The sequence below is a fragment of the Aerosakkonema funiforme FACHB-1375 genome (genome assembly GCF_014696265.1).
Lineage (GTDB): Bacteria > Cyanobacteriota > Cyanobacteriia > Cyanobacteriales > Aerosakkonemataceae > Aerosakkonema > Aerosakkonema funiforme_A.
The window spans coordinates 1-22,100 of sequence record NZ_JACJPW010000129.1; the positions used below are offsets into that span (position 1 = coordinate 1).

At 45.1% G+C, this 22,100-nt stretch carries 14 protein-coding genes, 1 rRNA gene and 1 pseudogene; 5 read left to right on the top strand and 11 right to left on the bottom strand.

Features of this window, described 5'->3' with window-relative positions; all coding sequences use genetic code 11:
* The 4 genes and pseudogenes from H6G03_RS31950 to H6G03_RS31965 form a co-directional block, all read left to right on the top strand.
* Positions 1 to 1,247: pseudogene (locus tag H6G03_RS31950) on the top strand (alkyl hydroperoxide reductase); the annotation flags it as partial.
* Between the two features lie 137 nt (positions 1,248 to 1,384).
* On the top strand, positions 1,385 to 2,392 hold the full coding sequence (locus H6G03_RS31955) for a class I SAM-dependent methyltransferase (RefSeq protein ID WP_190474009.1): 1,008 nt from the start codon (positions 1,385 to 1,387) through the stop codon (positions 2,390 to 2,392).
* 99 nt (positions 2,393 to 2,491) lie between these two features.
* Positions 2,492 to 3,268: an SDR family NAD(P)-dependent oxidoreductase gene (locus H6G03_RS31960; RefSeq protein ID WP_190474011.1), complete on the top strand. Its 777-nt coding sequence runs from the start codon at positions 2,492 to 2,494 to the stop codon at positions 3,266 to 3,268.
* A gap of 24 nt (positions 3,269 to 3,292) precedes the next feature.
* Positions 3,293 to 4,336 (top strand): class I SAM-dependent methyltransferase, encoded by a 1,044-nt coding sequence (locus H6G03_RS31965; protein WP_190474013.1) that lies wholly within the window; start codon positions 3,293 to 3,295, stop codon positions 4,334 to 4,336.
* A 137-nt stretch (positions 4,337 to 4,473) separates the two neighbouring features.
* Here H6G03_RS31965 and H6G03_RS31970 read toward each other — a convergent pair whose 3' ends face one another.
* Positions 4,474 to 5,673 carry an SGNH/GDSL hydrolase family protein gene (locus tag H6G03_RS31970; RefSeq protein ID WP_190474015.1) on the bottom strand — a complete coding sequence of 400 codons (1,200 nt, stop codon included), beginning with the start codon at positions 5,671 to 5,673 and terminating at the stop codon, positions 4,474 to 4,476.
* 566 nt (positions 5,674 to 6,239) lie between these two features.
* Between H6G03_RS31970 and proX the strand changes: the two genes are divergently transcribed.
* Positions 6,240 to 7,307 carry a glycine betaine/L-proline ABC transporter substrate-binding protein ProX gene (gene proX, locus H6G03_RS31975; protein ID WP_190474016.1) on the top strand — a complete coding sequence of 356 codons (1,068 nt, stop codon included), beginning with the start codon at positions 6,240 to 6,242 and terminating at the stop codon, positions 7,305 to 7,307.
* Between the two features lie 13 nt (positions 7,308 to 7,320).
* Here proX and H6G03_RS31980 read toward each other — a convergent pair whose 3' ends face one another.
* The 10 genes from H6G03_RS31980 to rrf form a co-directional block, all read right to left on the bottom strand.
* A complete protein-coding gene (locus H6G03_RS31980; protein WP_190474018.1) occupies positions 7,321 to 8,874 on the bottom strand; it encodes a flavin monoamine oxidase family protein in 1,554 nt (517 codons plus the stop codon).
* Between the two features lie 81 nt (positions 8,875 to 8,955).
* Entirely contained in the window at positions 8,956 to 10,554 is a 1,599-nt protein-coding gene (locus H6G03_RS31985) for a radical SAM protein (RefSeq protein WP_190474020.1), read from the bottom strand.
* Positions 10,555 to 10,642: 88 nt separating this feature from the next.
* Positions 10,643 to 12,193 (bottom strand): radical SAM protein, encoded by a 1,551-nt coding sequence (locus tag H6G03_RS31990; protein ID WP_199315587.1) that lies wholly within the window; start codon positions 12,191 to 12,193, stop codon positions 10,643 to 10,645.
* A 192-nt stretch (positions 12,194 to 12,385) separates the two neighbouring features.
* Positions 12,386 to 13,918 carry a radical SAM protein gene (locus H6G03_RS31995; protein WP_190474022.1) on the bottom strand — a complete coding sequence of 511 codons (1,533 nt, stop codon included), beginning with the start codon at positions 13,916 to 13,918 and terminating at the stop codon, positions 12,386 to 12,388.
* A 60-nt stretch (positions 13,919 to 13,978) separates the two neighbouring features.
* On the bottom strand, positions 13,979 to 15,532 hold the full coding sequence (locus H6G03_RS32000; protein WP_190474025.1) for a radical SAM protein: 1,554 nt from the start codon (positions 15,530 to 15,532) through the stop codon (positions 13,979 to 13,981).
* Between the two features lie 70 nt (positions 15,533 to 15,602).
* Positions 15,603 to 17,132: a radical SAM protein gene (locus H6G03_RS32005; protein WP_199315588.1), complete on the bottom strand. Its 1,530-nt coding sequence runs from the start codon at positions 17,130 to 17,132 to the stop codon at positions 15,603 to 15,605.
* Between the two features lie 78 nt (positions 17,133 to 17,210).
* Positions 17,211 to 18,740, bottom strand: coding sequence for a radical SAM protein (locus H6G03_RS32010; RefSeq protein ID WP_190474027.1), 1,530 nt, complete (start codon positions 18,738 to 18,740; stop codon positions 17,211 to 17,213).
* A gap of 33 nt (positions 18,741 to 18,773) precedes the next feature.
* Entirely contained in the window at positions 18,774 to 20,102 is a 1,329-nt protein-coding gene (locus H6G03_RS32015; protein WP_190474029.1) for an aminotransferase class I/II-fold pyridoxal phosphate-dependent enzyme, read from the bottom strand.
* Positions 20,092 to 21,426 carry a DUF3326 domain-containing protein gene (locus H6G03_RS32020; protein ID WP_190474030.1) on the bottom strand — a complete coding sequence of 445 codons (1,335 nt, stop codon included), beginning with the start codon at positions 21,424 to 21,426 and terminating at the stop codon, positions 20,092 to 20,094. Before H6G03_RS32020 ends, H6G03_RS32015 begins: the two co-directional genes overlap by 11 nt.
* Positions 21,427 to 21,992: 566 nt before the next feature.
* Positions 21,993 to 22,100 (bottom strand): 5S ribosomal RNA (gene rrf / locus H6G03_RS32025); the annotation flags it as partial.

A 22,100-nucleotide genomic window follows, 5' to 3' on the forward strand; every position in this document is an offset into this window, starting at 1 on the left:
TGAATAAGAATTGCGCCACCTGCCATCGTCCCGGTCAGATTGCCCCCTTTTCTTTGTTAACTTACCAAGATGCGGCAACTCACGCGATGGAAATAGCCTGGGCGACGGCATCCCGCTATATGCCACCGTGGAAAGCAGCACCGGGCTATGGAGAATTCAAAAATCCGCGACAGTTGAATGAGCAAGAGATTGCGCTGATTCAGCAATGGTTTAGTGAGGGTACACCAGAAGGGAATCCCGCTGATTTGCCACCAACACCACAATTCCCTGATGGAGACTGGCAACTAGGATTGCCCGACCTCATCCTGAAAATGCCACAACCCTACAAAGTTAAAGCCATAGAGAGCGATCGATATCAATGTTTTGTACTCCCGCTAAATCTGCCAAATGACCTGTACGTTAGGGCAATAGATGTCAAGCCCGGCAACTCCAAGGCTGTTCACCATGCTGTATTGTTTCAAACTGCAAGTAATGAGGCAGCTAAATTAGATGCAATAGACCCGGATGTAGGGTATCAGTGCTTTGACGCACCTAAAAGTCACGAGGGGGGACACGGGCTTTACACTTGGACACCGGGAATGTCTCCCGAATACTTACCTAATGGAGTTGCTCGAGTAATCCCCAAAGGCTCAGATCTGATTCTGGAAAACCATTACCCCGCAGCTGTAAACGAGATGACAGATCGATCGAGTGTGGCGATATACCTAGCCAAAAAGAAACCCCAGAAGCTGGCGGTTGAACTTCCATTCGCACAATACAACGTGGATATTCCTCCTGGGGAAAAGCGCCATAAAATCACTCTTACCACGACAATTCCTGTCGATTTGCAAATAATCGATGTTATGCCCCATATGCACTTTCTCGGTCGGGAGATGAAAGTGAAAGCAACTCTTCCAGACGGTACGGTCAAACCAATGATCTGGATTAAAGACTGGGACTTCAACTGGCAAATGGAATACCAGTACAAAGAGCCACTTAATTTGCCCAAAGGCACAAATCTGCAAATGATAGCCTACTATGACAACTCCAGCGATAATCCTCATAACCCGAACTATCCGCCCCAAAGGGTGACTTGGGGAATGAACACAACAGATGAAATGTTCGATCTCATGGTTACCATAGCGGTAGAGGATGACCCGGAGAAACTAAGGCAAATAGATAAATTTTACAGCACACTTATTTCAGGATATGAAGGTGCTGTACAGTCGGAAAAAAACTCTCATCCTAAATTGCCATCGGCAATGTAACTTTGAGTATGGAGTTTACTTAAATTTTGACAAAATTAGGAAACTCCTTTGAAGTTAGATGATTCTTGAAAAAAAGAGTTTTTACTTGATTAGAACAACAGGATATACCCAATAAAAAAATCAAAAGTTGCCGACACATGAAATATCTTCAAAGCCAAATAACCGAACTGATTTGTCCCAGATGCAAAAATGAATCACTGGATTTTAATAATGATGTCATCTGCTGTCAAAACTGCCAACAACAATACGAAATTAACAACAAGATTCCTCTGTTGTTTTGGCCTGAAGATATTGACGCCCCATCAGGAAACATTACTAACCTCGTGAAGGCATTTTATGAAGAAAATCCCTTTCCTAACTATAATGATTTAGATAGTGTGGGCAGTTTAATGCAAAAAGCCAAAGAAGGTATATTTGCTAAGGTATTAGATGAACAATTGCCTTTTGGAATTAAGGTATTAGAATGTGGATGCGGTACCGGGCAGTTAAGTATTTTCCTGTCCATAGCTAATCGCACTGTGTTTGGCGTTGATATGTGCCTTAATTCATTAAAACTAGGTCAGGCTTTCAAAGAGAAATACGAATTACAAAGAGTTAATTTTCTCCAAATGAATATTTTTCAGCCTATCTTTAAGCCTGAAAGTTTTCATGTAGTCATTTCTAATGGTGTGTTGCACCACACACATAATCCCAAATTGGCATTCTCATCCATTGCTAAGCTGGTAAAACCAGGAGGATACATTATTATAGGGCTTTACCACAAGTATGGAAGAATCTGGACAGATGTGCGACGCTTAATTTTCAACTTAACAGGCGATAAATTCAAGTTCCTAGATCCAAGAATAGTAGATGTAAATCTCAACGAACGTAAGCGACATACATGGTTCATGGATCAGTATAAAAATCCTAATGAGTATAAGCATACGATCGGTGAAGTGATGGTTTGGTTTGCAGAAAATGGTTTTTCATTTGTTAATAGTATTCCTAAATCTGGGCTAGGTAAAAAATTTAGTCCTGATGAAAAGCTATTTGTTGCCCAGTCGCCTGGAAATGCTTTGGAACGTTTTTTAGTAGAATCATCAATGATTTTTACAAATAGCAAGGAAGGAGGATTTTTTATTATGATTGGCAAAAAGGAGGGTTAAAAACTTAAATTTCTGGGGTGGGGATTTAGAAGCTCTTAGCTCAAAGCTCACAATCCTTCTTATGTATAATCAAACCGATTATTTCTCAGAACAAGAGTGATGAAACCAGAAAAATTCTTGAAAGAGCGTGTGGCTATTGTAACGGGAGGAACTTCCGGTATAGGCAGAGCTATAGCTATAGCTATAGCTGAAGCGGGAGCTGATGTAGCTGTAGGTTCCCGTTCTGCTGCCACAAGTTCGTGCAAAGCTGAAATTGAGGCAAAGGGAGTTAAAGCTCTGGCAGTGAATTTGGATGTCTCTTCCACCGACTCCGTACAAGCTTTTTACGACTCGGTGGTAAAAACTTTTGGCAAAGTAGATATTCTCGTTAATTCTGCCGGAACTATTGTGTCGCAGACAATGTGCAACCATTCTGACGAACTTTGGCAAGAAACTATGGAAGTTAACCTCAACGGTGTCTATCGTACTATCAAAGTTTGCTTACCTGGGATGATTGAGCGCCGATGGGGTCGAATTATTAATATTGCTTCTATATCTAGTGTAGCCGATTCTAGTTATGTTGCTTATTGTGCTTCTAAAGCCGCAGTGGTGGGGCTAAGCCGCTGCGTAGCGAGGGAGGGAGCGGCTCATGGGGTATCTTGCAATACTATTAGTCCTGGCTTTGTAGAAACTCCGGGTAGCAAGACTTTTTTAGCAGAAGTGGCAAAAAACCAAGGTCGAAGTTTGGCTGAATATATTGAGGAGTTCAAACAGAACAATCCCCAAAAGAGAGTTATACAACCTGAAGAAATTGCGGCACTGGCTCTGTTTTTGTGCCGTGACGAAGCGTTTGGGATTACGATGCAGGACATTACTTTATCGGCTGGCGGATTTTAGTCAGGATTTTGAGCTATATATAACATGAAGAAAGAGATGATTGAGCCGGATTTGATTTCGACTGAAAATGAGTTCCCTCCGATCGAAAAGATGGGTTTGTTTATAGCTGCGTCGCGGGCACTCTGTGTTGGGGTACAACTTGCAGTTTTCACTCATATTGCCGATGGCAAGAGAACTGTCACAGAGATCGCACGCGCCGCAGAAGCTTCCGATCGCGGTGTCCGTATGTTACTGGATGCACTCGTCGGTCTCCAGTATCTTACAAAGTCGGGTGAAGAGTACGGTCTTACACCAATTTCCTCAGAATTCCTGGTTCGAGACAAAGTTAACTATATGGGTCTTTTGCTCGAGGAAGAGTGGATGTGGGAGAGTTGGAGTCATCTGCTGGAAGTCGTTCGCACTGGAAAGCCTGTCAGACAAGCTGATGGTGTACAGACAGGGATAGCTCAGAAGTTTTTCCGCGCTTATATTCCTTTGCTACACTTTGTTAACCGTGAGCCTGCGCGTCGCGCCGCGCAGGTTTTGTTGAACCAAGGTGTTTTACAGCCGGGGCTGCGTGTGATTGATGTGGCTTGTGGCTCTGCGGTTTGGTCGATCGCTGTTGCCCAAGCAACGGGTCGGGACACCAGTGTCACCGCAATGGACTTGCCACCTGTTCTTGAGATTGCACGCGAGTTTCTCAAACAGGATGGCGTCGAGAACCAGTATGATTTTCTGCCGGGTGACCAGAGAGAGATGCAATTCGGACAGAACGTCTACGACTTAGCGATTATCGCACGCTATATCCACGATTTGGGTGAGCGGGAGGCACAAGATCTTTTCCGCAGAATCTGGGTTGCTCTCAAGTTTGGAGGACGAATTGCTGTCACTGACTGGATGCCAAATCACGATCGCACTGGTCCGATGACACCTCTCATCTTTGCGCTCGGAACCTTGCTCCACAAAGAGGAAGGCAACGCGCATACCGCTGCGGATTACTCGCGTTGGCTGCACTCTGTCGGCTTTACTGGAATCGAAGTGTCTGACCTTGGTTCAGATTTAACTCTGGTAGTTGCTGTCAAACAATAAAGTCAAAAGTCAAACGATTTTGGATTTTAGATTTGCGATTTTGGATTGACTGCGCCCACTTTCTGACGCAGCTTGGAGATTTTAGATTTGTTCTGTCCACAAGGGGCGGGGCATGAATCTAAAATTGCTAGTCAAAATTAGGAATTTCTTTCCACTATCTCGTTTTCCCGCTCCCCCGCTACCCCACTCCCCCACTCTCCGGCGGGGAGTTTCAAAATATCATTGTATAGTTGTTTTGCAACTATTAAATTACCGTTTTTAGAAACATGAGCAAAGTCAGTATAGATGTACTCGTTACGTGAAAAAATATCTGTATAATCTAGTATCCAATCGTAACCGCGATCTTGAATAATATCTTTAATCAGCGGATATACGAATTTGTACTGTAATAGTAATTCTCGATCTAGTTCTGGGAACTTTAGATGGTCTAACTTTGGGTTACCAATAGAAGCAACTGGCTGCAATACCGCTATAAATTTTACGCCTTCTGCTTCGGCTATATCATGTGCTATTTCCCAATCTTTTATAAGTCTTTCTGCAACTTTTTGAGCGCGTTCTGGTAAGTTATCGCACACATAGTAGCCATCAGTGGATTTTGTTTTGCCTGACTCAATTTTAGGATCGGATAGAGGACGGAGAATTTCCCCGGCTAATTTTCTGGTGCCATCAAAAAAAATCCGATTGATTAAATTTAATACTAAAACATCAGTTCTTTTAGCAAGTATTGCTGCCGATCTTATGCTATTTGTCTTTAAATTGTCACCAATTTTAAAATGGGAATCGCAAGAGACATATATATCATTTACCCCATCATAAAATACCGCCGCATCAATTTTATCTCCGGTAACTAAAACATTAATAAATTGATCGAGTAATTGACGGCTCGTATAGCCAATCTCACCTCTGTTGTAAGAAGGTATGCCTGAAATTGAACTGAACAAAGCCGGAATAGTTTCATTGTCCCGCACACCATAACCCCACATAGTCGAGCCGCCAAAAAAGTAAAAAGACTTACTATTAGGCTTATAATCAACAGGTGTGGGATCTATACGATATCCATTAGCATCGACATGAAATGTTTTGTATTCAACGGGAATTCTACTCCAACCAACAGTCGGACTGTATTGAAGTGTACTTCCTTCACTCAATTCTTTAAAGTGAATTTTTGCGAAATCTTTATCATTAGCGTAATTAATTAAGTAAGAGCGATCGCCTCCTGTGTCCGCAGTTTTGATAAAATATATATCGACAATTTTATTGCTAAAGAAATTTACAAATGCCAAAATTAAAGCAACTGTCAACAGATTAATAAAAAGTAAACTAATTTTATCTTTCATACTCTTATCTTCCTCTCACCCGATCTGTTTGTGCCAACGCTCTGCTCTTGCACTGTCAGGTCAACAGCAGTATCTAGTTTTATCTCATTTATTTTAAACAATTATTTAGATATTGTAGTAATTTTTGTAAAAAACATTAAGTACAATAGACTTCTCCTCCAAAAGAATCTCCCAGGGCTGGCCGGATGCCTACCCCACAAGAATTTTTGGAGATGTCTATTGTTTTCGGTACTTTACATCCCTAACGAACCTGACATATAGTTACGGTCAAAGGCGAATTCGATCGAGAGCTTTATCTCAAAATTAATCTTATGAAACTGAAAGCATTGTCCAATAAGGCTTGTAACTTGTTGCATAAAATTCCGCTCTTCAGTGCGCTAAGTAGGGAATAATCTCAGCTACCAGCCCCAAGTCAACCTTTGAGGAGGATGATTTCGACTGCGTTGATTAGCGCTGAAAAACCCGATTTATCGATAAGTCCTCTAGCTTAAAAATTATTTACAAACATCTTATTAAAAAAATATACTTTTGGTCTAAATTAGAGCAAACTAGGTCAGGCTTTGAGGATGAAAGGACAAACAAAGACACTTACTTTAGCTACAGTGACTGCCTTGGTAGTGGGTTTAATCGCTTGTCAACCAACTCCTAACGCGACGACAGTATCGGGATCTACAGAGTCCCAAAAAGCGATGCCAGGAAAAGGTGTGCGGGTACGCCCTGGCTTCGATATACCACCGTTCAGATTGATTGCAGAAGTTGTGGATATTGGACTGGAAAAGTTAGGTTACGAAGTTCCAGAGCTAAAACAAATTAGTTCCGCCGCCCTTGTCTACGCTGCACTAGCCAGTGACGACATCGATTTTACTCCTACCCACTCCGAGAAGTCTTATGCCAAATTTTATCAAAATAGTGGTGGAGACGCAAAATTAGAGCAGCTTGGTAAAATTAGCGATAATTTCTTGCAAGGGTATCAGATTGACAAAAAAACCGCCGACCAGTACAAAATCACTAATCTGGGGCAACTCAAAGACCCCAAAATTGCTAAACTTTTTGACTCAGATGGCGATGGAAAAGCTGATTTATCAGGTGCCCAGGCTGGTTGGGGTGCAGATGAGATTATCAACCATCACTTAGATGTGTATGGGCTGCGGGCTACCGTTGAACACAACCAGGGAGATATTGCCAGTTTAATTGTAGATGTCATTGCTCGCTACAGGCAAGGAAAACCCGTTCTCTTATATAACTTCATACCTTCATGGCAGTCTCAGCAGGATTTAAAACCAAATAAAGATGTGATTTGGTTAGAAGTTCCTTTTACCTCTATGCCAAAAAGCTTGGGAGTCTATACAGAAAAAGATACTTCAGTAGATGGTAAAAATATCGGTTTTCCTAAAGAGGGGCTGCGTGTGGTGGCTACCAAAAAATTTTTGGCAGCTAATCCAGCCGCCAAACGCTGGTTTGAATTAGTGCAGATTCCCCTTGAAGATATCAACGCTGAAATGTGGCTATTCCACGAAGGTAAACGCAGTCCAGAACAAATTCGTCAGCGTGCTGAAGAATGGGTGAAAAAGAATCAAAAGTTATTTGATAGTTGGTTGGAAGAAGCTAGGAAAGCTGGCAAGAATTCAGGCTAATTTATCCGATTTTTTAAGCGTCTAAAACATCTATAGTTGCAGAGAGTGCTGTCTGGATCGCTCCTTGAATTGAGGCATGGTTGATAGCGAGGTGTTCGCCTGCAAAAAAGACGCGAGGGTGATCTAAAGGGTAAGGCTGGCACAAAACTTCCTGATATTCTTCGTGGTCGCCTGGGGTAAAATAAGCATAAGCTCCAGATCCGGGTTTGATTTGTTCATCCCAAGACCAATGTACAATCTCGTCAACGTATCGATCGATTTGCGGATGGATTTGTTTGACTTGATCCAAGGTAGAATCGGTGCGCTCGCTCTCATCAAGGGCTAAAAACTGCCGTGAATTTTTTTCCCAGCGGTAACCACCGGTAAAGACAGATGATTGATGAGAAAGTTCCCTCTCACGAGGAATCCATCGATACTCAACTGAGCCTTCTTTTGTCAAAGTGGCTAGCTGAGCGTTATCTGAAGGATACCAAATCTGTTGGATCGGTAAATCTGTAAAGCTGGCACCGCCATAGATTCGATCGTGGAGTTCCCAAGGACGCGCGGTACAATGAAATAAAGTTTTGGCCGCACTACCGTAGGTAAGGCTGCGATTGGCTTGCTTTTTCTTGGCTGGAATATCCGGAGCGAACTCGATCGTTGCCAAAGCGGAAGCAGGAACCGTGCAGATGATATAATCGAACTCTTTGGCAAAGCTGCTATCCAAATTGTTCCAGCGAACGATCGCTCCCTTATCAGTAATTTGAATATCTGTCACTTTCGCGTTCAACTCGATCTTGCCTTGCACTCGTTTAGCAAAGGCATTCACCAGAGTTTCCATCCCACCAATTAGCTGATATTGTTCAACTCGATACCAACTAAAAAAGTCGATCGAGCCTTCTAGGAGGGATACTCGCTCGTAATGGAGCATACCCGTAGTGTGACCGACCATTTCAAAGGCTTCCTGAGAAAGGCGATCGCGAAAGTACTGTGCAAAAGATATCCCATCGTACTTCTTCAGCAGGGTACTGGAAAACGACGGACAGAACATCTCCCACTTTTCAGCACAAGAGAGAGTTTCTGTCAACTCCCGCAACAGGTCATCGTACAAAATAGCTGGGTCTTGCAGCTCTTGTGGCAGCAGATCGAAAACGGCAAAAAATTCTGCAAACGCATCAATCCGAGCCTTTTTGCCGCGAAGATAATAGAAACCAGCCGGGTTATAGCTAACAAAACGTCGCGTGGGCAAATTGAACTTTTCCAAATAATACATCGCACAGCGATGATTATTGGGAATACGCATCGCCCCTAGTTCTCCGTAAGTTCCATCACTGAAGTAATGAGTGCGAATGCGTCCGCCCAGACGATCGCCAGCTTCCCAAATTGTCACTTCGTGACCCAACTGACTGAGTTCGTAGGCACTGGTTAACCCAGCAATACCACCACCAATAATGCCAATCCGCTTGCGATCGCCACCGCGATCGCGAATACGGAGGTCACCTGGGTGACTATATAGTGCTTCAAAAGAGAAAGGGCGATCGAACTGCTGTGTATGACGAAACGGATTAAATTTTGAACGATCGTTCATCAAAAAACACTTGATAATTTCAGATTTCAGATGGCAGATTTATCCAAATTTGAAATTTTAAATCTGCCATCTGAAATTTCGCTAACTGACTGCAACTGGGAGATTTAAATTTGTATTCAAAGCATTCTGAGTACTGGTTGCCGAACCATTTTCTTTTTGATTTGCAGGCTTGTTTGAGTTGCCAAAGAACCAGTCAAGCCCTCCGTCTCCAGTGCTAACTAAGCGCAGCTCCCAATCAGAAACTTCCTCATAGCTCATATGGTGAGTATCGGCGCAGGCTGTCATAAAGCCTCCGAGAATTTCTGGGTCTGTAAATCGCACAAGACCCGACCCACGGATGCTATGACCTTGAGGAGTTCCTGGAATAGGAGATATAGCATAAGTACCGACCCAAAATTGTAAAGCCGGATTAATACTCTTGAGGTCTTGATAGAGTTCCGAGATTGCTTCTTCCAGGCGGAGCATAGTTTCGTGGCTATCTTCTGGTAGACCGATCACCACCCCGTATTGCAGTCGAGCCACACCTGCATTGACGATCGCTCTTAGCATATCGCAGTGCTGTTTCCAGGGGAGCAACTTAGCATAAGATTCCCGCCCGACTACAGGACGTTCTGCCGGAATGAAAGCCTCGTAACAACCAATTTTGCCATCCCAACCCCAGAGAGCTTGTATAAGTTCGTCGTCTGGAATCAAATCTTCCGGACTCCGCTCATAACCGCGTCCTTTGGTTGCCTTCTTTATTTCCAAACCATTACACCAGTTGAGAGCAAGTCCCAAATCCCGTACTCCCTGCATGATTTCCAGAACTTCTTGCTTGCCCTCCTTAAACAGCACCCGACCCAGGAATTGATCCGACAAGCAAATGACCGAATTAGCACCCGCTTCCTTCTGACGGCTGAACCATTGCAACGCTCTTTGAGGCGTCATTCTGCGGTAACCGATTTGGTAGGTGGGAGTTTGGCAGAAATCGCATTTGCGATCGCATCCCAAATCCGGCATTACCGAACCGCTAGGTGGAAAACCCAGTACTCCGGGTTTGTAATACATCCGACTCAAGCATTGCTTGGCCACCTCCACACTGGGCAAAGGCCAATCTTCCGGACTCATGGGGGGCAAACGTGAGGGATATTGACTGCCGTCAGCCAAAAGCACACCCGACAGCTTTTCCTCCATCGGTCTTCCCAACACATAGTCGTAAATCGCCTTGTTTGCCCCACCAGTTTTATCTAGGACAATTGCTGTTGCCCCTGCTTGTAGATAAATGTGCGGTTCGGCAATGGCATCGCTACCCCCCACCACCACTGGTCTGCCACCACGGGATAGATGTTGAATTGTCATCAAAGCCAGTTGGCGGTTGCCTACGAAGTTATTAGTTACCCCCCAAGCATCAAAAGAGTGCGGGTCGAGGGAGGTAATCCGTTTGCCATCGTACCGTTTGGAGAGCCGCATTCCCCTCCAAATCACTTCTCCGTATTCTTCTTCGCAATCGCCATCTCTGAGGTCAACTAATTGGGCATCGAACCCTAGCGCTTGCAAGTGAGCCAGCAAAATCTGCTTGCTGGGTAGAGGCGTATATTTGAAGTTATCAGTCCAATTTTTTCCTTCAGGGTCAATTAGCTTCCGCCCTGGTAATTCTACCAATCCAATACTGGGAGCTTTTTTACCTTCTAAGGTCACCACTGTTAAATCCTCCATTTATAAAGAAAAAGTAGAATTGTCAACCTTGCTGCCATCACCGATCGCGAGCGTTTACCCACGAGCGATATACCTAAACCGCTGCCTTTTCCCGAACACCTTTTGCCATCTGACCTACCCCAGTCAGATTTTTGTTACCGATGCAAGCTAGACGGAATTGCCAATCCGCAACCTCCTCATAGGTCATATAGTGAGTATCGGCGCAAGCTGTCATAAACTCGCCCACGATTGCCGGGTCCTCAAAGCGTAAAAGACCCGAACTCCGGATGTTTTGTCCTTGTGGCGTTCCTGGTATAGGGCGAATTGAAAAGGGAGAAAGACAAAAATTCGTTGCCGGATTAATGGTCTTGAGTTCTTCGGAAAGTTCCCAGAAAGCCTCTTCCAGACGCAACATAGTTTCCTGGCTGTCTTCTGGTAACCCCAAGATGACGCCATAGTAAATATTAGGAACGCCCGCACGCACGATCGCGCGCAGCATTTCGCAGTGCTGTTGCCAAGGTAGCAGCTTCGCGTAGGATTCCCGGCCAAAAATCGGACGTTCTGCCGGAATGTAAGCTTCATAACAGCCTACTTTGCCATCCCATCCCCAGAGAGCTTCTACCAGTTCGTAATCTGGTGTCAGATCCTCGCTGTGGCGATCGTAACCCCTTCCCAGCGTTGCTTTCCTGATTTCCAGACCATTAGCCCAGAGTATCGGGAGTTCCATTTCCCGAACTCCCTTCATAATGTCGAGAACTTCTTGTCTTCCCTCATTAAACAGCACCCGCCCCAGGAATTGGTCTGAGTAAGATATGACAGACTTCGCACCTGCATCTTTTTGAAGGGCTAACCATTCTAGGGTTCTTTCCGTGGACATTCTTCTGTAGCCAGTCCCGTATGTCGGCGTCTGACAGAAGTCGCACTTGCGATCGCATCCTAGATCCACAAATACCGAACCCATCGGTAATATGGAAATTTCCCCCTCCGGTGCCCAGTATTCTCTCCCCAAACATTGCTTGACCACATCCAATGACGGCAGCGGCCAATCTTGCGGGTGCATCGGCGGCAAGCGCAACTGGTAGCGCGTGCCGTCTGCGAGGATAACTCCTGAAATAGGCTCGCGCATCTGGCGTCCTAGCACGTAGTCAAATACTGACCAATTTGCCCCACCGGATTTGTCTGTGACTATTGCAGTTGCTCCCGCTTGCAGATACAGATCCGGATCGGCAATCGCATCGCTTCCCCCCACCACTATCGGTTTTCCACCACTGGCTAGATGGCGAATTACCATAAACGCGAGGTCGCGGTACTGCATATAATTATTTGTCACGCCCCAGGCATCAAACGATTGGGGGTCAATAGAGGAAATCGGCTTGCCCAAATACCTTTTTGAGATGAGCATCCCATTCCACATCACCGTGCCGTATTCTTCTTCGTAGTTGCCCGAGCGAAGATTCACCAGTTGGGCATCAAACCCTCCTGCTTGCAGACTCGCCAGTAAAATCTGCTTAGAAAGCAGCGGTCCGTACTGACTGCATTCATTGCGCTGGATGCCATTTGGGTCAATCAGTTTCAGGGCTGGCAATTCTACCAGTCCAATCCGGGGAGTCTTTTCGGTTTGTAATTTTACCGTCGTCTGCATCATCTAAGTAAATCCCATACATTTTTGCTAACGTTTGCTAACAAATACACTCCCGGAGGGAGGGCGGCTCAACCAATGCACGGAGGAAAATCCCCCGCGCACCATTCCAGTCCCTCGGCATCTTCTGTCCTTCTTAAATGTGATGCCACTACCCTGCAATCACGGAGCGTAAGCATTTACCCACGACCCTTGACCCTAAACCGCTGCCTTTTCGCGAACAGCGTTTACCATCCGACCTACCCCAGTCATACGGGTATCGCCGATACAAGCTAGACGGTATTGCCAATCGGAAACTTCCTCATAGGTCATATAGTGAGTATCAGCGCAAGCTGTCATAAACTCGCCCACGATTGCCGGGTCCTCAAAGCGTAAAAGACCCGAACTCCGGATGTTTTGTCCCTGCGGCGTTCCTGGTATGGGCCTTATTGTCGTCGGAGCAATATGGAAACTCACTGATGGATTAATTGTCTTGAGTTCTTCGGAGAGTTCCCAGAAAACTTCTTCCAGACGTAACATAGTTTCCTGGCTGTCTTCTGGTAAGCCCAGGATCACACCGTAGTAGATCCGAGGAACACCTGCACGCACAATTGCCCGCAGCATTTCGCAGTGCTGTTGCCAAGGTAGCAGCTTCGCGTAGGATTCCCGGCCAAAAATCGGACGTTCTGCCGGAATAAAAGCTTCATAACAGCCTACTTTGCCATCCCATCCCCAGAGAGCTTCTACCAGTTCGTAATCTGGTGTCAGATCCTCGCTGTGGCGATCGTAACCCCTTCCTAGCGTTGCCTTCCTGATTTCCAGACCATTAGGCCAGAGTATCGGCAGTCCCAGTTCGCGAACTCCCTTGGTGATGTCGAGAACTTCTTGTCTTCCCTCATTAAACAGTACCCGCCCCAGGAATTGGTCTGAGTACGACATTACCGATTTGGCACCTGCTTCTTTTTGAAGCTCGAACCATTTGAGCGCTCTTTCCGTGGACATTCTTCTGTAGCCTGTGCCGTAAGTGGGCGTCTGACAGAAGTCGCATTTGCGATCGCATCCTAAATCCACAAACACCGAACCCATTGGAAATATAGGTATTTCGCTCTCTGGTGCCCAGTATTCTTTCCCCAAACATTGCTTGACTACATCCAATGACGGCAGCGGCCAATCTTGCGGGTGCATCGGCGGTAGGCGCAAATGGTAGCGAGTACCGTCTGCTAAGATGACTCCTGAGAGACCCTCTCGCATCGGCAAGCCCAGCACGTACTCGAAAATCGGCCAATTTGCCCCACCGGATTTATCTGTGACTATGGCAGTCGCTCCCGCTTGCAGATACAGTTCCGGATCTGCAATGGCATCGCTTCCCCCAACCACTACAGGTTTTCCACCACTGACTAGATGGCGAATTACCATAAACGCGAGGTCGCGGTACTGCATATAGTTATTTGTCACGCCCCAGGCGTCGTATGATTGTGGGTCGAGAGTAGAAATCTGTTTACCCACATATCTTTTGGAAAGGCGCATCCCTTTCCACATCACCGTACCGTATTCTTCTTCGTAGTTGCCATCGCGCAGGTTTACCAGTTGGGCATCGAAGCCTCCCCCTTGCATACTTGCCAGCAAAACCAGTTTGGAAAGCAAAGGTTCGTACTGGTTGCATTGATTCCTTTGGATGCCATTTGGGTCAATTAGCTTTAGCGCTGGTAATTCCACCAGTCCAATCCGGTGACTTTTTCCCATTTCCGTCATCTTAATTAAATCCTCCTTAAACTTAAATTAATTTCAAATTTTAGATTTCAAATTTCAAATTTAATTAAATCTGAAATTTCCTGCATTAGCTATTTTTCGAGATAAGCGTAATGCCGGTAATTGTTCAAAGATGGGGATGATGTCCCCAATCCGCATCAAACGCAATTGCCAATCAGCCACCTCCTCATAGGTCATGTGGTAAGTCCCGGCGCAAACAGTCCAGAATCCTCCGATAATTTCTGGGTCGTCAAATTTTAACAACCCCGATTTGCGAATAAGTTCATCCTGTGGCGTTCCTGGTATGGGAGAAATTGCCAGGGGCAAAGTTAGCATAATCAATGATGGATTAATGCTCTTGAGGTCTTGATAAAGTTCTGTGAATGATTCTTCAAGACGAAGCATTGTTTCGTGGCTATCTTCTGCCAGCCCAATGATAAAGCCGTATTCAATGCGAGGAATACCACTACGAACTATCGCCCGCATCATTTCGCGATGTTGTTGCCAGGGTAGCAGTTTGGCATAGGATTCTCGTCCGAAAACCGGACGTTCTGCGGGAATATAAGCCCAGTTACAGCCTACTTTGCCGTCCCAACCCCAGAGGGCTTGTACCAATTCCTCGTCTGGAATCAAATCTTCGCTTTCGCGTTCGTAGCCGCGTCCTTTTGTTGCTTTCTTCAGTTCCAAACCGTTGATCCAGGATACGTGTACTCCTATGTCCCGGATTGCTTGCATAATGTCTAGAACTTCTTGTCTACCATCTTTAAATAGCAGCCGCGCTAGGAATTGGTCTGAGTAACACTGAAATGATTGGGCACCAGCTTCTTTCTGAATAGCTAACCACTGACGCGCTCTTGCGGGCGTCATTCTACCGTAACCCATTTTATAGGTTGGTGTTTGACAGAAGTCGCATTTGCGATCGCAACCAATATCAAAAATAACCGAGCCTACTCGTTTTTCCGTTTCCGATTGAGCGTGCTTGAATAAGTCCACACCCAAGCACTGTCTGGCCACATCCACACTGGGTAAAGGCCAATCTTCCGGACTCATAGGTGGAAGCCGCTGGGGAAACTGACTGCCATCAGCCAATATGACACCCGTCAACTTTTCCCGCACTGGTTTATTGAGTACATAATCGAATATCGCCCAATTCGCGCCGCCCGTTTTGTCGGTGACAATGGCACTTGCCCCTGCTTCCAGATACAGTTGCGGTAAGGCGAAGGCATCTGACCCTCCCACCACTACCGGTCTACCACCACTGGATAGATGCCGAATTGCCTCCAATGCCTGTGGGCGGTACTGCATATAGTTGCTGGTTACGCCCCAAGCATCATAAGCTTGCGGATCGAGGGAGGAAATTTTGGTGCCCTCGTACCTTTTGGTTAGCTTCTCGCCTCTCCAGGTGACGGTGCCGTACTCTTCTACATAGTCACCTTCTCTCAGGTCAACCAGTTGGGCATCGAACCCCCCTGCTTGTAGGCTAGCCATTAAAACTTGCTTGCTGCTCAAGGGGTAGCAACTGGGTAAAGCCCAATCTCCTCCTTCTGAGTCAATTAGGCTCTGTACGGGTAATTCCACCAGACCGATGCTGCTTGTTTTTTGGTTTATTAATGTCATTGCTCTTTGGCCATCGCTAATTTTTCGTAACATGAACAAAAAACCACCTTTGTCGTGGGTGCCTGCGCGTTTATTTTGTAGATTTAACGTTTACAAACGGTTGAGTTATCTCCCAATTTCCGATCGATTCCAAACGGAATTGCCAATCGGAAACCTCTTCATAGGACATATGATGAGTATCGGCGCAAGCTGTCATAAACCCTCCCCTAATTTCGGGATCTTCAAAGCGTAACAAACCCGACTGAGCGATCGAACATCCCTGCGGCGTTCCCGGTAAGGGAGAAATAGCATAAATATCGATGTCAAATGACACCGACGGATTAATTGTTTTCACTTCTTGATAGATTTCCGATAAAGCTTCTTCTAGGCGGAGCATACTTTCATGATTGTCGTCTGGTAGTCCCACGATGACCCCGTACAAAATCCTCGGTACGCCTGCCTGTACGATCGCTCGCACCATTTCCCGATGCTGTTGCCAGGGTAGCAGTTTGGCATAGGATTCCCGCCCAAAAACCGGACGTTCGGCGGGAATATAAACTTCATAAGTGCCTACTTTGCCGTCCCAGCCCCAAACTGCTTCTACCAGTTCGAGATCGGGAGTCAGATCGTCGCTGTGGCGATCGTATCCTCGTCCTTTTGTTGCCTTCCTCAATTCCAGACCGTTAAGCCAGCTAATCGCTAGTCCCAAATCCCGGATTCCTTTCATAATATCCAGAATTTCTTGCTTGCCGTCTTTAAACAGCACCCGCCCCAAAAATTGGTCTGATAACGAGCTAACCATACGCGCACCAGCCTCTTTCTGAAGAGCGTACCATTGGAGGGCTCTTTGGGGTGACATTCTTTTATAGCCCGTGCCGTAAGTTGGAGTCTGACAAAAGTCGCATTTGCGATCGCAACCCATATCAGGAATCACTGAGCCAATTGGATTCATCCCAGGGTCAAATATGTTGGGGTTCCTATAACCCAAACATTGCTCGACTATATCTAATGAGGGTAAAGGCCACTCTTCGGGAGTCATTGGATGAAGCCGGAGCGAATATTTAGTGCCATCAGCCAATATCGCTCCTGAGAGTGGCTCGCGCATCGGTCTATTAAGCAGGTAGTCTAATATCGGCCAATTAGCAGCACCAGATTTGTCCGTTACTACAGCGGCAGCCCCTGCTTGTAGGTACAGCTTCGGTTCGGCGATCGCATCGCTACCCCCGACTATTACTGGCTTCGTGCCACTGGCTAGATGACGAATCACCATTAACGCGATCGTGCGGTTTTGCGTAAAGTTATTCGTTACACCCCAAGCGTCAAAGGATTCTGGGTCAAGCGAGGATATTCTTGTTCCTGAATACCTTTTGGAGAGGGGTATGCCTCTCCAAGTCACCTCTCCGTATTCTTCTTCGTAGTCATCTGCTCTCAGGTCAACCAATTGGGCATCGAAGCCGCCCGCTCGCAGGTTAGCCAGCAAAATCTGTTTGCTGCTAAGAACTATCTTTTTGCCGGATGGATTCCAATTTTTTCCCTCTGGGTCAATCAGCTTCAGCACTGGTAATTCTACCAATCCAATTCTGGGAGCCTTTTCGGTTGCCATTGACATCAAATTCTGCATTTTGTCAATCCTCTACACCTATATATATGGTTAAAGTAGAGATCTGCGCTACAGTGTGTTTTTTGGTTGAGGTTTTCCTTACTTGCTCTCAAGAGAGACCAAATTCTTGACCCAAAACCCGTCTCCTGCGCGTTTGAGGCGAAATTGCCAATCGGCAACTTCCTCATAACTCATATACTGAGTATCGGCACAAGCCATTCCCATCGTTCCAAATATGGTCGGATCTTCAAACCGTAAAAGACCCGAATTACGAATGTTTTGCCCTTGAGGAGTTCCGGGTATGGGAGCTATCGAACTGGTTAATATCCAAAAACTGAGTGCCGGATTAATTGTTTTGAGTTCTTGGCAAAGTTCCGTAAGCGCTTCCTCAAGGCGCAGCATAGTTTCATTACTGTCGTCTGGCAGCCCCAGCACCAATCCGTAAACAATTTTCGGTACGCCTGCACGCACGATCGCTCGCATCATCTCGCGGTGCTGTTGCCAGGGTAACAGTTTGGCATAACCTTCCCGGCCAAAAACTGGACGTTCTGCTGGAATGAAGGCATAATAGCAGCCTGCTTTGCCATCCCATCCCCAGAGGGCTTCTACCAATTCGCGATCGGGAATCAAATCTTCGCTGGTGCGTTCGTAACCGCGTCCAAGGGTGGCTTTCTTCAATTCCAAACCGTTACCCCAGATGATTGGGAGTTCCATTTCTCGGACTCCTTTCATGATGTCGAGTACTTCTTGCCTTCCCTCTTTAAACAGTACGCGCCCCAGGAATTGATCCGAGTGACAGATCACCGATTTCGCACCTGCCTCTTTCTGAAGCTCGAACCATTTCAGCGCTCTGGAAGGCGACATTCTTCTGTAGCCTGTGCCGTAGGTTGGGGTTTGGCAAAAGTCACATTTGCGATCGCATCCCAAATCGGGAAATACCGAACCTATTGGCAATAACCAACTGTCTTCCTGCGACCAGAATTCCAGCCCAAAGCACTGCTTAACTACCTCCAATGACGGTAGGGGCCAATCTTCCGGGCTCATCGGTGGCAATCGCAGAGGATAGCGGGTGCCATCTGATAAAATTACCCCAGACAGAGGTTCCCGCATCGGTTGTTTCAGTACGTAGTCAAAAATTGGCCAGTTTGCTGCACCGGATTTGTCTATTACTACGGCAGTTGCACCTGCTTCCAGATAAACTTGAGGTTCGGCGATCGGATCGGAACCTCCCACTACTACTGGCTTGCCACCGCGAACTAAATGGCGGATCGTTTTGAAGGCTAGTTCGCGGTACTGCATATAGTTATTGGTGATCCCCCAAGCGTCGTAGGCTTGCGGATCTAGCGAAGTAATGTTGGTACCCAGATACCTTTTAGACAGATTAATGCCTTTCCAAGTTACGCTCCCATATTCTTCTTCATAATCGCCTGCTCGAAGATTCACCAGTTGAGCATCGAACCCGCCTGCTTGCAAGTGAGCCAGCAAAACTTGCTTGGAAAGCAGAGGTTCGTATTGTTCGCTGAGATTTCTGTTTATGCCATTGGGGTCTACCAGCTTCAGTACCGGTAATTCCACCAATCCGATGCGAGGAGCTTTCTTTTTCGTTGCTAAAGAGATTACGCTTTGCATATTATGTTAATCTTGTGTTTTGGTTTTGCAGTTTTATGCCATTACCTCAACGAGCGTTTCTCGATCGAATCTTTCGAGATGCCATTCAGTTATTTCTTCTCCGGGTACAAGAATGGCAATTCCTGGCGGAATTTTCTTTAAGCTGCTACAGCTAACCATTCCTTTTGCTTCTCCCAATTTAATTTTTTTTTTTTCGGCAAAAAAAGCCTCCCTTGGGAGAACGCGCATGATAGGTTGGCGGGTAAAAGATTTTTCATCTTTTACATTTCTTTGTTCTCGTTGCTGTAAAATTATTAAATATATTTCTTCTAAAACCCTTGCTACGTAAAAGAAGTCTTTTTCCCTATGCTGGAAGGAAAAAATTAACAAAACTCCCCGTTCGTTAGAGTATTCGCTATCAACACCGCGTTCGACTAGCAGTTCTGCTATTTCATCTCCAGTGGCATAGTCGCTGCATAGAAATATTTTCAAAGGATCGCAAACATTGGCATCATAAGTTAAAACATTGCTAAAGCTATTGAGTAAATTCCTCAATTGATTGCATTGGACCGACGCATTAACAAACAGCGACTTTCCTCGTAAATCAAACGCTGATTGAATAGCGTCTTCAATACTTAATATCAGCAGATTACTGCGCGTAGTATTTTCAAACAATGCTAAACCTGCCATCACTTGTTCCTGGGTAATCCTTGAATTCTTAGGTATATGCAGCAAAGCTGTTTGTACTAAGCTTCCTACATATTTATGGAGACTGTGAATGACAATATCTCCACCTTCTTCAATCGCTGATTTTAAATTCTCTTCCATGAAAGGAAAATGACTGCCATGAGCTTCGTCGATAATCAAGTCTATGTTTCTATCTCGGCAGTACCGTGCGATAGATTGTATGTCTGCTAGCGTACCCTCATAACTTGGATGAGTTAAGAAAACGGCATCAACTTCCTGACCCTCTGTTTCCAGTGCAGAAATTACTTCTTCAGCAGTTGGCATCAGTAACTTTGATGGAATAAAAAATAGCTCCAAGCCAGTAAGCACAATTCCATGAATCACAGCGATGTGGCTATTCAATCCAATGGCAATTTTCCGATGCTTCATCCCCAGTAATGCAATCGCAGCCAAAACTCCTTGGGTCGCGCCCCCAGTTAAAAAGAAAGTGTGTTTGGTATTGTACAACTCAGAAAAATACTTTTCGACCTCAATAAGTTTGCTGCGGGTGACGAAGGGTACATCATACTCATAGATGCGATCCGTGAGATATTTAAATTGTCCAGATACTCCCTGATGGGCTGGTGTATACAACCGCACTTTAATGTCGGAAGCATGAGATTCTACAATGTTATAGGCAGAGGGTTTAGTATTCATAGAAGTTGCTGTTATCTAAAAAGAGTGGTTTGATAGGAGCTAAAGGGCGTGTGGTTGTTTCGGGAACGATTCCATGACGCAAAGCAAGCAACAACCCTGCTGCTTCTGTATAGCTGTTCGCGTAATAGATTTTTCTTTCCTTCTCGTTAATTTGGAGCAGGGCTGGTGTAATTTTACATTGAGTAGGATTACCGCGAACTAGAATTACCGGAATGTTTTGATCTAAACTAGCTAAAAACGGAATGTTACCAACTGTTGTTTCTGGCATAACAACTGCGGATATGTTTTCCACAGAAATCCTTTGGCTTCCTTCTGGCAAAGGAGTATCTATTCTCACCGGACGCGGCGAATTAATTAATCCTTTTAAGGGCGAACAAACATAGGCACTAGAAATCAATTCTGCTCCATCGCGAACATCTCCGAGCGTGCCAAACATACTATGCTTCCATTCCATTAACAATGGGGCATGAGCGGCGGTAAAAGGATAAAAATTGGTCGTCATATGGGTCAGAATTGCTTCTGCGCCTCCCCAAGGATTGGGAATTGCATCTCCTCGATAATATTGCTGTCTGATTGCATCATCAACTGACAGGGTGGTGACAACGCCCACTGCGCTAGTTTCGGTTGTCTCAATAATATCCAGCGCCCGCATCAGTTCATCAATACCGCTAAATTTGCCAGAGGCATGACCGTAGGAAGAATAAGTACATTCCGTTTCTATTCTTCCGCCACTAATAATTACTGGATCGATATTAATTCCTCCCACCGATCGCAAAGCGTTCAAAGCATTTAGTACGTTGTTGATGATGAGTTCATTTTCATGCTTTTCTATAATTACGCCTATATTTTTACGTTTTTCTGGCAACAGCCCAATATGTCCTAACAACAAGTGACAGATTAAGTTACCTTCCAGGTAGAGAACATTATCATTTGCATAGTAAAGGTCAGAAGCAGTAACTGCATTCGGGTTGGTAATTAAGTAGTCGCAGGCTGTAGATAACAGATTAGTACTAGGAGTTGCATCTCCTGCAAATCCGCCAATTTCAGCCCGGACTCCTGTGGGAATAATACTGACAGCAACAAAAGGTTTTGGAGAAGAAGCTTGACGAATGTTTATATCCAACAAAGAAGGCCAGACGGGGGGCTTTTTTGTTTGAATAAAGCTACATTCAAACGTTAATTCATCCTCTTGAACAGAAGTTAAAACAATTCTTATAGGTATGCCCGGTAATGACATATCTTCAATTTGACGAGCAATTTGACACCATGTACGCCGATCCGAAGGGCATTTTACTTGAAAATCTTTTGTAAAGACTATTGACACAAATTTCCTCCCGTGGTATTAACTATAGTCTTCATATTTGGGTTAAAATGCTTGGTTTTTGGCATTGTATACGGAAGATACCCGTTTTTACAATTATTTTGATAATTTATTTACTGAAGTTAAGACTCTTTGTCTCCATAGGAATTTCCGTGTCAAAAAAAACAGGTTGCTTATTCTCAAGAAGACCTGGTTTACTGAAAATATGAATTTGCCCTCATCATACCAAACCCACTTCAAACCCACATTCCGCACCCTCAACTGTCACACATCAACAAAAAGGTGATGAAATAGTACAGATGAACTAAGATGGAGGCAAAGTAAAGAGGCTTAATGATAATAAGTAGCATTAAGCCAAAGAAGTGAGTAGACAAAGAAAGTTTTGGGTTCGAGACAAAAAAATAGGGAAGAATACAAAGAAAAAGTTAAAAAAAATTAATTTATTACCACAAAAGAAGTGGGAAAATAGCCACAGCAGTTGTCGAGCATTCGGTTGTAAAAACAAAAATCCAAAGAAAAAACAAAAGCTTCTTTTCTTGTTTGAAAAGAGGCTCTTGCTATCATATTTACCCTGGCACCGAGCTATTTTCCCAGGCAGTGACCCACCAAGTATCTTCGCCGCAGCAGCGTTTCACCTCCGAGTTCGGGATGGAGTCGGTGTGGTTCCACCGCGCCAG